This is a genomic window from Salinivibrio proteolyticus, from assembly GCF_001996165.1.
Taxonomy (GTDB): domain Bacteria; phylum Pseudomonadota; class Gammaproteobacteria; order Enterobacterales; family Vibrionaceae; genus Salinivibrio; species Salinivibrio proteolyticus.
Genome location: NZ_MUFP01000001.1, coordinates 108,881 through 123,760, shown reverse-complemented (window position 1 = coordinate 123,760; position 14,880 = coordinate 108,881). Strand labels below are relative to the sequence as shown.

Below are 14,880 nucleotides of genomic sequence, written 5' to 3'. Positions count from 1 at the left end.
AGCCACTTGCAAGACAGCTTAGATTCAAGTTGTTGTAGTAGGCTGTCACGTTGAGAGGGTAATATCAGTGATGGTGTCCACGATAAGTGTGGTTTATGGACAGCTACTGGCCTAATTCTAAATTGTGCGTTGACCAGCAAATTAAGGAAGAATAATGACTGTAAAGCTTGTTAAAGCGGTGGCGGCTTCGTGCCTCATACTCGCCGCGGGAAGTGTTTCCGCAGAAACACGTGTGTCAGCCGGTGTCCTAGCCGCTTTTTCCCCCCAGCCTTATAAGGACACAGATACGGACCCACTTATCGTACCGACTGTCAATGTCGATACCGATCATTTCTATTTCCGAGGGCTCACCGCTGGCGCGCGTTTGGCGCCGAAAGATTCAACACATAATTTGGTTTTATCAACGACGTATGATCCACGTCGTTTTGATCCTGCAGATACCGATGATCCACAGCTAAGTTTACTTGATAAGCGCGATACGTCGGTTGTTTTGGCTTTAGCGTATCAATACCACTCGCCAATCGGCCGATTCCAAGCATTAGTCGGTGAGGGGGTGACCCATGATAGAGATGGTTTGTATGGGGAAGTCAGCTGGAAATATGCGATGAACCGTCAGCGATGGGGGATCTCTCCGGAAGTGGGGTATTCCTACAACAGCAGTGACCTCAATCAACACCTTTACGGGATCAGTGCCGCGGAGGCCTCTCGGTCCGGACTATCCGCCTACGACCCCGGTTCTGCGGGACACTATTTTATTGGTGCTAGTGGTTATGTGATGCTGACAGAGCGCATCCAGCTGCTTGGTGGTGTGCGTTACACCAATTTAGATGACAACATTGCAGATAGCCCGATGGTAGACCAATCAACGGCCGCATCAGGCTACCTTGGCGTGAATTATATTTTTTATTGATTCAAGTCCCCAGTGAATGGGCAGCCTATTCGCTTGATCGCGACCAACATGCAAAAAGGCAGCGCTGGCTGCCTTTTTCGTGTTTGCAGATCATCTAGAGCAGCAACTCACCATGTTTTTCGTCATGAATACAGGTGGTTAGTGTGTGGCTTTCTCCCGGTGCCAGTTGAATACTGGGTTGCTCAATGGCGGCTTCAATACAGACAAAATGTAGATAGCCGTCATCGTCCATATCAGACATTTTTACCGAAGCCGCTTGGCCTGGATTCCATACGACTGCGCTCGTCTCTCCTTGATTATTGACGATAATACGTCGATATCCTGCCGTATCAGTCAGAGTTAATGACGAGGCTGAGTCGGTATAAATGCGGTCGACGGGCTCTTCAAAAGTCACGGTGCCAGAGGCGGGCTTTCTCTGTCCATGGCTGAAATTGTCGAGATAATGGCTTCCCACACCCGCTACGGTTGCTTGTTCACTATCCGCAACGGAAAGGTAGCTGTGTAGGGCGCCTCCGAACTCAAATGGCAGCGAGGCAGTGTTTTTTACCGTTAAAGCGACATCGAGCGTTTGGGTGAGCGTGAATGTCATAACGGCTTCAAAATCGTGTGGCCACAGTGCACGGGTTTTCGCAGAGGGGAGCAGCGATAATTGAATCGTCACACCTTGTGCATCTTCTTCAATGTGTTGAATGTCCCACATCACGCGGCGTGCAAAGCCATGAGAGGGAGAACCCGTTTGGCCGAACCAAGGAAAGCAAACGGGAATGCCACCCCGTAGAGGCGTTTTTGCATCATAGACTGCATTGCCACTCATCCAAATCAGTGGTTCCGCATTGCGTGGGGAGAATGACAGTAAGTGAGCCCCAAACTGACTGATGGTGGCATCACAGGCTGGATGTTGAATCCGAAGAACCGGGACGGCTTGGCGATAACATAAATCAACTGACGCCGAGAGCCGGCGCTCGAAGTGCAGAGTATGAGAAGTCATAATCGCGTCCTTTATTGCGCAGAAACGGCATAGAGCCCATAAACAAAAGGCGGCCAACGGCCGCCTTTAATCGATACTATGGTAATTGCATCTTACTTAGAGATGTGTGCAACTAGGTCAAGTACTTTGTTTGAGTAGCCGATTTCGTTGTCGTACCAAGATACAACTTTAACGAATTTGTCGGTCAGTGCGATACCTGCTTTGGCATCGAATACTGATGTTTGTACTTCACCGATGAAGTCTTGAGAAACAACAGCATCTTCAGTGTAACCAAGAACACCTTTCAGCTCACCTTCAGACGCTTCTTTCATCGCGGCACAGATTTGCTCGTAAGATGCCGCTTTCTCTAGGTTGACAGTCAGGTCAACAACAGAAACGTTGGCAGTTGGTACGCGGAACGCCATACCAGTCAGTTTACCGTTCAGCTCAGGAAGTACTTTACCTACTGCTTTCGCTGCACCAGTTGAAGATGGGATGATGTTCTGAGACGCACCACGGCCACCGCGCCAGTCTTTCGCAGAAGGACCGTCAACAGTTTTCTGAGTTGCAGTGGTTGCGTGAACAGTGGTCATCAGGCCAGACTCGATACCGAACTTGTCGTTCAGTACTTTCGCGATTGGCGCTAGGCAGTTAGTGGTACAAGACGCGTTAGACACGATATCTTGACCCGCATACTCGCTGTGGTTAACACCCATTACGAACATTGGGGTTGCGTCTTTAGATGGACCAGTCAGAACAACTTTCTTCGCACCCGCTTGGATGTGTTGACGTGCTGTTTCGTCAGTCAGGAAGATACCGGTTGCTTCAGCRACAACGTCAACACCAGCCTCATCCCACTTAAGATCTGCTGGGTTGCGCTCTGCCGTTACACGTACTTTCTTACCGTTAACGATCAGGTTGCCGTCTTTCACTTCAACAGTGCCGTTGAAGCGGCCGTGAGTTGAGTCGTACTTCAGCATGTAAGCCATATACTCAACGTCAATCAGGTCGTTGATTGCTACTACTTCAATGTCTTCGCGCTCTACAGAAGCACGGAATACGAAGCGGCCGATACGACCAAAACCGTTAATACCTACTTTGATAGTCATTATGTTGCTCCACAACTTAATTTCTAGTGAGATGAAACTGGTAGTAAAATTACAGAATAGGACCCGTCCATGCAAGGGTAATCGCGTTCAAAATTGTTTAAAGTCAAAAAAAAGTACGGATTTTTTTTACATCACCTAAACATTTAGCGCCCTTGCGACTATACCTGTCCCTTCTTTGACCAATAGGTACAAAGCGAAGGGAGAGGTATTGGATGACAACTGGTGTATTGAAAAGCGTAGAAGCAGATGCACAATCGTGAAAGGGAAGCACATCAATTCCGTTATCTGTCGAAGAGAGCTGGGTTTTAAAATTACTGACAAATAGAGAGAAGCGCCCGCGATCGCAGGCGCTTTGATGTTAAGTAGGTTCTTTAGGGTCAACTGCGTTGACTAAAGTTGCTTCGAAATTGCCGTCTCGGATTGCTGCAGAGATATCTTTTGCTATTGATTCCAACTGGTTGCGGCGCTCCTCTGATAGAGGATAGAGCCGTGCTAATCGGTCACTGTCAGCTATGGGTAAGTTATAGTCTTTACCCACTTTGGCCCATAGATACGCATGCTCGAAGCGCTCTAATGCATGGTTAGTGGTCGCTAAGGATTTAATCGCTTCAGGGATCACTTCGTCACGTACCTCTTCATCGTTGCCGTCATACAGCTCAAGCACATGCAATAAGATACGAACGGTTTTGTGTCTGTCCCGGGAGACGTAATAGGTGGCGAGTCCAAGTTGAAGCTGGGGCGTTTCAAGATGCTGTGTCCCCTCAAGTTTTAGAAATTGAGGTAAAGCGCTGTTATCGCCTTGTGACCAGCGGTAATAAATCACCGGTGGCTGATACGAGTCTTTCAATTCACGTTCTAAGCGTTCGATAGAATCATAGGCGTGATAGACCGCTTCGGTACGCTTCGTTTTTCGCTCTTTTAGAGTGGTTGGTTCGATTCCCGCAACCAGCTCCATGCAGCGTAAATAGACTTGAGTCTGTTTGAGCTCGGCCAGTTTATTAAGATCACTGGGCTTTTCATCCACCGCTAACCGTTTGAAAATCAAGTCTGAACGCTCAAAACGGCATTGGCCATCACCAATATTTAACCCTTCGCACAATTCAGGATGCGTATCACACACTTGGTTTGTGGTCGGTTCCCCCTCACAGCCAGCCAGTAGCAATAGAATTGCGCCAGCAGAAGCAGCAGTGAGTGATTTAGGTAATCTTAAAGGCATGGTTGTTCGTATCCCCAATCAGTTGCGGTGAGTATACTTCAAATCTAAGTGTAGTTTATGTCCTAAAGCGTGATTTTGCGCACTGAACTCGAGATGCCGAAAGGCAGGTCGGTTAAGGCATAATAGAGACATGTCAAAAAGCGGAGCCATCCATGGATATTGAACAACTGTTAAAAGCGATGACACCAGAGGTTTACGATCGCTTGTGTTATGCCGTCGAAACGGGAAAGTGGCCCGATGGAACAGCGCTTAACCAAACTCAACGTGATCAAGCACTGCAAGCGGTGATGCTTTATCAATCGCGACATAACGAACAGCCTCAGCATATGACTGTTGCTAAAGGTGGACAGGTGACGTTCAAGTCGAAAGCGGAGTTAAAGCGTGAGTTTGCGAAACCGGACGAAGCACGCATCGATGTACAAACGAAGCACTGATGTTTTGACGCGTCGATGGAACGCGCCGCCTGTTAAAGCGGCGCACTTTCCTGTCATTTAGCCAGCAATGAGCAAGGCGAGTGGGATGGAAAGCATTAAACTTAATGCCGTGCGCAATGCCCAAATTACGACCAATCGGAACACACTGATCGGAATGCTGGTGGCGAGAATACAGGGAATCGATGCGGAGAAAAACAGTACGCTCGATACGCAAGTAATCGCCGCGCTAAAACGTAATACAAAGTCTGCCTCGCTAAGCAACAGCGCTGGCAGGAACATTTCTGCTAAGCCGGCAGACGCAGCTTGAGCAAGCTGATGGCCGTTATCTAGTCCCCATAGTGCGGTGATGGGGTAAAAAACCCAGCCTAACCACTCAAAGACGGGGGTGTACTTGGCAGCTAACAACCCTAACAACCCTACCGACATGATCGCAGGCAAGATTGTCATGGTCATCAACAAGCCGTCTTTCACAGTGGCAATCAGGTTGTGACTGACTCGGCCTGCTTGAGCGGCTTGAGATAAGCCGGTTTGATAAGCCAGCACCCAGCGCTGTCCCTTGATAGCTTGCGGTTCCGGCGCTAGCACATTGTCACTTAAGCCTTTAATAGGCGGTAGTCGCACCGTAATGGCGGTGACGATGAAGGTGATGATCAACGCACTCCAAAAATACAAGTTCCAATGAGACATTAAATCGAGGGTACGGGCCACAATGATCATAAATGTGGCTGAGACGGTCGAGAAACCGGTTGCGATAATGGTGGCCTCTTTGACCGAATATTGCCCATTCTTGTAGACCTTATCCGTAATGAGCAAGCCGAGTGAATAGCTGCCAACAAACGAGGCGACCGCATCAATGGCTGAGCGGCCAGGGGTTCGCCAGATGGGGCGCATAATCGGCTGTAGCAAAATACCGATAAGCTCAAGTAAACCGTAACTGACCAAAAAGGACAGAAAAATCGCACCGACGGGAACAATCAYGCCGACTGAGACCACCAGTTTATTGAATAGAAAGGGCAGAATATCGGGCTCGTGGAGAAAGGCAGGGCCAATTTTGGTGAGTGCCATGAACGCGCTAACGGCACCAATGCATTTCAATAAGGTGAATAGCTTTTGACCGCTACTTTGCCGCCACTGTCCCGTCCACAGTGGCATAATGGCACCGGCTAAAATAATCATGAGTACATATAGGTTGATCAGGTTGCCAAAGGTGCTTTTTATCCAACTAACAAGGTGATCGAGTGGAATGGTGGTGTTGCCATCAATAGAAACAGGAACGAAGAAAAACACAATACCAATGGCACTCAGGCCGAACAGGCGCCATAACACCTGCGAATGGGAAGTAACTTGTCTGACGTGCTCCATGTCAGCCTCCAGCTATACAAAATCCTAGATTTGTATATACCAGAATGCAGGCTGTAAGGAATGCTGGTCGGTGAAAAGCGTAAAGGGACTCACAGTTTCTACCACCAGAGAGCATTGAGCCCAACTAATCGTTTGGCGCAGAGAGGCTGATTGGACTGGCGAAAAAAGGCGTCAATTGGTGGTTCTCTTCCTGCGCATAATCGTCAAACAGCGGATGCTGGCTGAGTGCTTCAAGATACTGATTTAGCTGGGTGTAGCTGCTGTCGAGCACCAGCCCTGCCATTTGAGCACAGCGAAATAGACTCCATACACTGATGGTTGCCATATTGACCTTATCCGCAGGAATATGGGTAAGGAGTTGTGATAGGTATTGGCAAGCTTCTGGTAGCGTTTTTAACGCATTATTGACGGCTTGGTGGTCTATGTCTTTTTCGAGCATATGACCCCGAACTACACGCTGATAAAACAAGGTATCCACGATTAAAGGGCTGAGATGGTGACGACAATACCACTCAATCCAGCGTATATCGGCACGGTGACGGGCATTGCCAGGATAAAGAAGAGGATCAGGATACGCATCATCAAGGTACTCGGCCACGATTGTATCGTGATAAATCGTATGCCCGCCATCGAGCAGTGCAACGATTGTTTGCATGGGCGGGTGGCGCAGCACAACTTCATGCGCTTCAAACGGAGAAGCTGGGACCAGTTCGTAATTCAGTTGTTTAAATCGTAAAGCCAGCGCAATTTTTCGCGTTTGTGGTGATAAAGAATCACCGTGCAACACCATCATTGTGGAGACCCTGATCGGCGAAATGTATGAATAAATTAGCAGATAAAAAAGCCGACATCATTGTCGGCTTCACAAACTCATGATTTTTTGACCAAACTTGAGGCAAGCTAGTAATAGCTCAGCTCACCACGTAGATCCTTTTGCACCATGGTGCGTAGGGTTTCAAAAGGCAAGTCTTGGCTGAGCAAGAAATGGAGTTTGGCGAGAGCTGCTTCAGGCGTCATATCATAGCCGCTGAGTACGCCGGCATCAGCAAGGGCACAGCCAGTGGCATATCCCCCCATATTGACACGTCCAGCCAAACATTGGGTTAGGTTCAGCACCAACACTCCGCGTTCTGTTGCTTGTTTGAGTAGCGACAATAGCTCAGGATTTTGCGGTGCATTCCCTACCCCAAACGTAAGTAAAATCATCGCATTAACAGGTTGCTTTAATGCGTTGCGTACCACGTCGGGTGAGATTCCCGGGTACATCATAATCACCGCTACTGGCTGGTCGTTGATGGTATGTACTTTAAACGGACCTTGTGCCGGCTGATTAAGATCGGTGGCTTTCACTTCGATATGAATGCCCGCTTCCAACAGTGCGGGTAAATTCGGTGAAGTGAACGCATTAAATCCATCCGCATGCGATTTGGTACTTCGATTACCGCGAAGTAATTGATTATTGAAGAATAAAGTCACTTCATTTACCGGATAGTTCGCTGCAATATGCAGGGCGTTCAATAAGTTCGCCTGTCCGTCAGAGCGAAGCTCGGCAATGGGGATCTGAGATCCGGTGACAATCACAGGTTTTTCCAAGTTCTCTAACATGAACGACAACGCCGAGGCGGTGTACGCCATGGTGTCGGTACCATGTAAGATCACAAAACCATCGTAGTCGTCGTAATTCGCTCCAATATCGTCAGCAATGCGTTGCCAATCCTCTGGCGTCATATCCGATGAATCAATGAGTGGTTCGTACTCATGAATGGTAAAACGAGGCATTTCTGGACGATGGAATTCTGGCATGTTTTCGAGCTGTTGCTGAAGAAAACCCGAAACAGGCACATAGCCATGATCGGATTTCTGCATGCCGATGGTGCCGCCTGTGTAGGCGATATAAATATGTTTACGTTCCATCATGACAAATCTGCATTAAATGAGCGTGAGCACAGTATACATGTAACCGTTACATGGTTGGTACTGCGTAACCACACAGAATAGAGGAAAACTTTGGGATAAAGCTCCGACCAGAACGGCCGGAGCAAAGCGTGTTACTGATATTGGCAGTTTAAGCAGAACAAGTAACGGCCTTGAGGGTCGTTAAATTGTTCGAGCATTGTCACCGACTGTAACTGCGGTGACGCTAGTAACTGGCTTGCAAACGTCGGGATATTCGCTTGCATGGCTTGGCCAAACACCGACGCGGTTTGGCCGAGCATCTCAGTCATAAACTGCTCAAACGGCGTCAGCGGTTTTTGCATCCAATCCAGCTGGTAGTTTTCCAGGCCCGCCAATTCTGCCGCTTGTGTCACCGCATCATCAAAGTCGCCTAATTGATCGACTAATCCGAATTTCAGCGCGTCGCTACCGGTCCATACGCGACCTTGAGCCACCTTATCTGTTTCTTCCAAAGACAGATTACGGTGCGTGCTAACCAAGGAAATAAAGCGGTGATAACCGTGCTCAATGCCAAGTTGCATGATCTGGCTAACATCGTCAGGCAAGGCGCGGGTCACACCGACTCCCGAGAAGGGGGTTGTGCCTACGCCATCTGTGTGGACACCAATATCTTCCAGCGTGTTCTCAAAGGTGGTGAACAGACTAAAGATACCAATAGAGCCGGTGATGGTAGTTGGCTGCGCGACGATGCGATCGGCGCTGGCTGAGATCCAATAGCCGCCGGAAGCTGCGACGCTAGACATAGAAACCACTACTGGCTTGCCGGCTTCGCGCAGTGCATCGACTTCATTGCGGATAATTTCAGAAGCAAACGCACTACCGCCTGGGCTATCTACACGCAACACAACTGCTTTAACACTGTCGTCAAGGCGTGCATCGCGCAGCATCGCCGCCGTGGTATCACCACCGACGGTGCCCGGACGCTGAACGCCATCCATAATAGGGCCACTGGCGACAACGACGGCAATATTATTGTCCCCGGGGATGGTAAAGCGGGATTGAATTTTGGGTAGATAGTCGTAGTAGCTGGTGTACTCAAAACTGTCTTCCCCGTCGCTACCAAATTTATCGGCAAGATAACGACGGATCTCTTGGCGTGTCATCAACTCATCGACAATGCCAATATGCTTGGAAAGTGACGCAAAATCTCCCCCAAACGCCTCTAGTGAGGTAATGAGTGTATCGGCAGACGGAGAGAACATCGTCGCTTCAATGCCACGGTTGTTCGCCACGTCGCTTACATACGCGTTCCAGAGCTGGTCGAGCCATGCTTGATTTGCTTCACGCGCTTGGGGAGACATGTCGGTGCGTGTATAGGGTTCGACAAAGGACTTATAGGTGCCGACTCGGAAAACGTGAGTCGAGACATCTAATTTATCGAGCAGATCCTTCCAGTACAGGTTGTAACTGCCATACCCTTGGAGCATCACCATGCCATCTGGTGACATCAGAATTTCGTCAGCATAGCTCGCCAAATAGTACTGGCTTTGGCTGTACATTCCACCGATCGCCACGACCTCTTTACCGCTTTGCTTGAACTCGTCGATAGCTTTGGCGATGTAGCGAAGCTTGGTTAGGCTCGTGGATGGCATATCGCCTAGGCTAAGCACCAACCCGTTAATATCGTCATCCGTCGCGGCATGGCGGATGGTATCGACGATATCAAAGAGTACGTTTTCGGTTTCAATCGGTTGTCCGAGCGCGTTGCGTGAGAGGGTATCGATAGGATCGATACGACGGCGCTGTTCAACAATCGGGCCGTTTATATTCAGTAACAACGCCTGTGGGGCGGGTTCAGCTTGAGTAGCTTTCTTCGCGGTTGTGTCACTGGTTGGCAGCGGAGAGTCGGAGGTTATCGCCCAATAAATGCCCACGATAACAGCAATGAAAAGCACATTTAACAAAAGCTGACGCACGAAACCGATAGCAACCCAAAGCCATCGGAACAAAGATGCAATGAAGCGAAACAGTTTTTTCATACTCTAATCCATCGATATATGTCGCTGATATCCTAGCTGATCACTGCAAGGATCGATAGCCCAAGCTTATCCCGTATCCGACAGAGTGGGGAGGAAAGTCCTACTGAGATCAACTATTCGACAATCGATGTTGCTAGTTTGTAAACGAACGTTTGAAAAACAGTAGCCGACAGCGCTATAGTCTGGTCAGACCACAACAATAAGTGAGCAAGCAATGGAACAGCACTCTTACCCCCATATGCTAGCCCCGCTAGACCTCGGGTTTACAACATTGAAAAACCGCGTTCTGATGGGCTCGATGCATACCGGATTGGAAGAAGCCAATGACGGTTTTAAAAAGCTCGCAGCCTTTTATGCAGAGCGCGCGAAAGGCGACGTTGGCTTAATTGTCACTGGTGGCTTTTCGCCGAACTTTCGCGGTCGATTGACTCCATTTAGCGCACAGTTTAGCTCTGGACGTGCCGCTCGTACTCATCGAACTATCACCGATGCGGTACATGCCAATGGCGGAAAGATTGCACTTCAATTGCTTCATGCCGGACGTTATGCCTTCCATCCGTTTGCTCAAAGTGCTTCCGCGATTCGCGCACCGATCAGTAAGTTCAAGCCTTTTGCCATGAGCGAGAGAACGATTTGGCGTACGATCAAAGCCTTCGGCCGCAGCGCCGCGCTCGCGCGAGAAGCGGGTTATGACGGGGTTGAAATCATGGGATCTGAAGGTTATCTCATCAACCAATTYTTCTGCCATCGTGCCAACCGCCGTTATGATCAATGGGGCGGCTCGGTGGAAAATCGCATGCGTTTTGCCGTGGAAGCCATGCGTGCGGTAAGAAAAGCGGCCGGTGACGATTTTATCGTGATCTTCCGATTATCGATGTTGGATTTGGTCGAGCAAGGCAACACCTTTGACGATGTGGTCGCGCTAGCGAAAGGCCTAGAGCAGGCCGGTGTCACCATTATTAATACTGGTATTGGCTGGCATGAAGCGCGCATTCCAACCATCGCAACGCAAGTTCCTCGCGGCGCCTTTAGTTGGGTGACAGAAAAACTCAAAGGTGAGGTGTCGGTGCCTCTGGTTACCTGCAACCGAATTAATACCCCAGAGGTGGCTGAACAGATTCTCGCCAGCGGTCAGGCTGATATGGTTTCGATGGCACGTCCTTTCTTGGCCGATGCTGCCTTTGTTGCCAAAGCTAAGGCTGGGCAATCGGAGGACATCAATACCTGTATTGCCTGTAACCAAGCGTGCTTGGATCATGTGTTTAAAGGCAAGCGAGCCAGTTGCTTGGTGAACCCGAAAGCTTGCTACGAAACAGAGTTGGTGGCGACGCCAGTTCGGCAAGTGAAAACGGTGGCTGTCGTGGGAGGCGGAATGGCTGGGATCAGCTGTGCCACCGAAGCGGCTGAGCGAGGCCATACAGTGACCTTGTTTGAAAAATCTGATCGCTTGGGTGGGCAGTTTAATTTAGCGATGACCATTCCCGGCAAAGAAGAGTTCCAAGAGACCATTCGCTATTACTTGCGTCGTTTGGAGAAAGCCGGTGTCACCGTCCATCTTAATCACAGTGTTGAGGTCGACACCCTCAGGGAATTCGATGAGGTAGTGGTTGCAACCGGGGTTAAGCCTCGCCGCCCTGCGATTGAGGGCATTGATCATCCTAAGGTGATTGACTATCAAACCTTTATTCGTGAGCAACCTGAGTTGGGGAGTCACATTGCGATTATCGGCGCGGGCGGGATCGGCGTGGATGTGGCCACTATGATCACTGAACCTGCGAATCAACAACTGGATGACTGGTTGAAAGAGTGGGGGATCGATAAAACTATTTCCCACGAAGGAGGATTGTATCCTGCCCATGACACTAAGAGTGACAAGCAAGTATGGGTCCTGCAGCGTCGGGAAGGCCGCGTTGGCAAAGGCCCAGGGAAAACCACGGGGTGGATCCATCGTAAAACTTTGCAAAAACGAGGCGTAAACTTAGTGGGCGGTGTGACCTACCATAAAATTGATGATGGGGGATTACACATCAGCATCAAAGATGAGCCTCATGTCATTCCTGCCGACCAGATTATTCTCTGTGCTGGTCAAGAGTCTGTGAATGCGTTGGCCAAGACACTTGAGTCGGCAGGTTTGCCATTCCATTTGATTGGCGGGGCGGAGCATGCGGGAGAGCTAGACGCTAAACGGGCCATTCGTCAGGGCATTGAAACCGCACTCGCGCTGTAAACCCGTATAAACTGCGCGACTTTGTCGCGCAGTGGCTGTGTTAGCATAAAGCAATCAGTACGATACGCTGCGGTGATACCGTGGCTGCATATACGGGTTACAAGGAAAAGACCATGAACGCACTTGATTTGCTATTACAGCGCCGCTCTATTCCACGTTTAGCCGAACCAGCGCCAAGCGGCCAAACGTTAGAGAACATTCTTCAAGCTGGGTTGCGCGCCCCTGATCATGGCGCATTAACGCCTTGGCAGTTTGTGGTGTGTGAAGGTGAAGGATTAACGCGGCTATCTCAGATTTTAGTGGAGGCCGCGAAAGCCGATGGCGCGGACGATACTGCGATAGAAAAAGCCAAACAAGCACCGTTTCGCGCACCGATGGTCATTGCGGTCATTGCGCGTACACGCTTTCATGAAAAAGTCCCGACGATTGAACAGCATATCTCCGCCGGTTGTGCTACCCAAGCAATGCAAATGGCAGCAGTTGCGCAAGGTTTTCAAGGGTTTTGGCGTACCGGCACCTTTGCCTATCACCCTGTTGTGCGCCAAGCGCTAGATGTAGATGGTGATGATGCGATTGTCGGCTTTTTGTATCTCGGCACTCCAGATTGTGCACCGGCCAATGCACCAACGCGTGATACCAGCAAATACGTGAAGTATCTCTAATTCACTTTTAAGGACCTGTGCATATGTACAGGTTTTTTATTGCGCCCGCCATACGCTTTGCATACCATGTGGCTCATTGCACAGAGTTAGAGAGTGATATGGCGCGCCTATTTATCGCCGAGAAGCCCAGCCTCGGCAGAGCCATTGCCGCCGGTTTGTCCAAACCGCAAAAAAACCACAAAGGCTATATCGAAACCGCCAATGGGGATGTGGTGACATGGTGTATCGGCCACTTGCTCGAGCAAGTCGAGCCGGACGCATATGACAGCCAGTACAAGCAATGGAAGTTGGCGCATCTGCCCATCATACCTCAGCAATGGAAACTGCGTCCGCGCAAATCAGCGGCCGGTCAATTAGCGATCGTGAAAAAACTGATCAAGCAGTTTGATCATCTCGTGCATGCCGGCGACCCTGATCGCGAAGGGCAACTACTGGTTGATGAAGTCATTGATTATGCGGGAGTGAGTGCAGCGAAAAAGGCACGGATTCAGCGCTTGTTAGTCAGCGATCTAAACGTGTCGGCCGTGAAAAAAGCGCTCAACAAAATGGGTGACAATCACGCCTTTGTTCCGCTGTCCGTGTCAGCGTTGGCGCGCTCTCGTGCTGATTGGCTCTATGGGATGAATTTGTCGCGCGCCTACACCTTACTCGGTCAACAAGCGGGCTACCAAGGCGTGCTGTCTGTAGGGCGTGTCCAAACCCCAGTGCTGGGTTTGGTGGTCCGTCGCGACCAAGAAATCGAAGACTTTGTCCCACACCCTTTCTACCAACTCGATGCTCTGTTGCCGTATCAAGGTGAAATGATCCGAGCTAGATGGCAGCCTAGTGACGCGTGCGCTCAATGGCAAGATCCGCAAGGGCGCGTGATTTCTCGCGCGCTGGCCGAGAATGTTGCCAATCGTATTGCTGGCCAACCAGCAAAGGTGACAGAGGCCGAGCGTCAAACCCGCAAGCAGGCTGCGCCGCTGCCCTATAATTTGTCGGCCTTGCAGATTGATGCATCCAAACGGTTTGGCTTTAGTGCGCAAAAAGCGCTAGATATCTGCCAGCAGCTTTATGAGCGACATAAATTGATTACCTATCCGCGTTCGGACTGTCGATATCTGCCTAAGGGCCACTTTGCGGAGGCAGGTAAAGTCGTGCAGGCGATTCGACAAGGGTGTCAACCGCTTATCGATGCGTGCGATCAGGCAGATACATCTAGAAAGAACAAAGCATGGAACGATGCAAAGGTCGGCGCGCACCATGCCATTATTCCCACCGCCAAAGCGGCGCCTGCTGGGCTCTCCAGTGATGAAGCGAAACTTTACCAGCTCATCGCGCGCCAGTATCTCATGCAATTTTTTCCACCGGCGGAATATGCAGAAGGCAAACTGGTGTTTGATATCGCGGGCGGTTGCTTTATTGCCAAAGGAAAAGTCCTGACCGTGGCTGGTTGGCGTTCGTTGCTGCCGAATACGCAAGTGGCTGAGGCGTCAGCGAGCCCCTTGCCTCACTTACAGCCGGGCGAGCAACTAGTGTGTGAGCGCGGTGAGATAAAAGATTGTATGACGGAGCCGCCGGCCGCCTTTACCGAATCGAGTCTGTTGCAGGCGATGACGGGGATCGGTCGCTATGTGCAAGATAAAAAACTGAAGGATATTTTACGAGAAACCGATGGTTTAGGGACTGAAGCAACCCGAGCTGGGATCATAGAGTTGTTGCTAAAGCGTGGCTTGTTACTGCGCCAAGGCAAAACCTTACATGCCACACCGAGTGGGAAAGGACTGATTGCCGCGTTGCCGGATAGCGCCACCTATCCAGATATGACCGCGCAATGGGAGCGCCAACTGCAAGACATGGCAGAAAAAAAATGCGCCTATCAACCTTTTATGCATGCATTGACCGAACAATTACAAGGTTTGATTGAGATGGTAAAAACCGCACCGCCCCCCACATCGTTGAAGAATTTACCGCCGCCACCTAAGCGTCAATTTACCCGTAAACGTCGCACGGGTGATAAAACAACGCGGCGCAAGCGTGCACCCAAACGACAAGCGTCTACAGGCTGATGCTATG

General features: G+C 50.0%; 12 protein-coding genes. 5 read left to right on the top strand and 7 right to left on the bottom strand.

Going from position 1 to position 14,880, the window contains the following annotated elements:
• Positions 1-154: 154 nt before the first annotated feature.
• Positions 155-910, top strand: coding sequence for a MipA/OmpV family protein (locus BZJ19_RS00565; RefSeq protein ID WP_077674240.1), 756 nt, complete (start codon positions 155-157; stop codon positions 908-910).
• Between the two features lie 94 nt (positions 911-1,004).
• Here BZJ19_RS00565 and BZJ19_RS00560 read toward each other — a convergent pair whose 3' ends face one another.
• The 3 genes from BZJ19_RS00560 to BZJ19_RS00550 all read right to left on the bottom strand — a co-directional run bounded on the left by BZJ19_RS00560 (position 1,005) and on the right by BZJ19_RS00550 (position 4,202).
• On the bottom strand, positions 1,005-1,898 hold the full coding sequence (locus BZJ19_RS00560; protein WP_077674239.1) for a D-hexose-6-phosphate mutarotase: 894 nt from the start codon (positions 1,896-1,898) through the stop codon (positions 1,005-1,007).
• A gap of 92 nt (positions 1,899-1,990) precedes the next feature.
• Positions 1,991-2,986 carry a glyceraldehyde-3-phosphate dehydrogenase gene (gapA, locus tag BZJ19_RS00555; RefSeq protein WP_077479292.1) on the bottom strand — a complete coding sequence of 332 codons (996 nt, stop codon included), beginning with the start codon at positions 2,984-2,986 and terminating at the stop codon, positions 1,991-1,993.
• Positions 2,987-3,344: 358 nt separating this feature from the next.
• Positions 3,345-4,202 (bottom strand): DUF2989 domain-containing protein, encoded by an 858-nt coding sequence (locus BZJ19_RS00550; protein WP_077674238.1) that lies wholly within the window; start codon positions 4,200-4,202, stop codon positions 3,345-3,347.
• A gap of 152 nt (positions 4,203-4,354) precedes the next feature.
• Between BZJ19_RS00550 and BZJ19_RS00545 the strand changes: the two genes are divergently transcribed.
• Entirely contained in the window at positions 4,355-4,636 is a 282-nt protein-coding gene (locus BZJ19_RS00545; RefSeq protein ID WP_077479294.1) for a YeaC family protein, read from the top strand.
• Positions 4,637-4,693: 57 nt separating this feature from the next.
• Here the strand turns inward: BZJ19_RS00545 and BZJ19_RS00540 are convergent, their stop codons facing one another.
• From BZJ19_RS00540 to sppA, 4 genes are all read right to left on the bottom strand, one after another.
• Positions 4,694-5,998, bottom strand: coding sequence for a YjiH family protein (locus BZJ19_RS00540; protein WP_077674237.1), 1,305 nt, complete (start codon positions 5,996-5,998; stop codon positions 4,694-4,696).
• Between the two features lie 124 nt (positions 5,999-6,122).
• Positions 6,123-6,791, bottom strand: a complete 669-nt coding sequence (locus BZJ19_RS00535; protein ID WP_077479296.1) for a glutathione S-transferase family protein — start codon at positions 6,789-6,791, stop codon at positions 6,123-6,125.
• A gap of 107 nt (positions 6,792-6,898) precedes the next feature.
• A complete protein-coding gene (gene ansA / locus BZJ19_RS00530; RefSeq protein ID WP_069590079.1) occupies positions 6,899-7,912 on the bottom strand; it encodes an asparaginase in 1,014 nt (337 codons plus the stop codon).
• Positions 7,913-8,046: 134 nt separating this feature from the next.
• Positions 8,047-9,933 (bottom strand): signal peptide peptidase SppA, encoded by a 1,887-nt coding sequence (gene sppA, locus BZJ19_RS00525; protein WP_077674236.1) that lies wholly within the window; start codon positions 9,931-9,933, stop codon positions 8,047-8,049.
• A gap of 214 nt (positions 9,934-10,147) precedes the next feature.
• Between sppA and BZJ19_RS00520 the strand changes: the two genes are divergently transcribed.
• The 3 genes from BZJ19_RS00520 (at position 10,148) to BZJ19_RS00510 (ending at position 14,873) form a co-directional block, all read left to right on the top strand.
• Complete coding sequence (locus BZJ19_RS00520; protein ID WP_077674235.1) at positions 10,148-12,160, top strand: NADPH-dependent 2,4-dienoyl-CoA reductase; 2,013 nt, start codon at positions 10,148-10,150, stop codon at positions 12,158-12,160.
• A gap of 113 nt (positions 12,161-12,273) precedes the next feature.
• Positions 12,274-12,822, top strand: coding sequence for an NAD(P)H nitroreductase (locus tag BZJ19_RS00515; RefSeq protein WP_069590027.1), 549 nt, complete (start codon positions 12,274-12,276; stop codon positions 12,820-12,822).
• A gap of 98 nt (positions 12,823-12,920) precedes the next feature.
• Positions 12,921-14,873, top strand: a complete 1,953-nt coding sequence (locus tag BZJ19_RS00510; RefSeq protein ID WP_077674347.1) for a DNA topoisomerase III — start codon at positions 12,921-12,923, stop codon at positions 14,871-14,873.
• Positions 14,874-14,880: the final 7 nt, after the last annotated feature.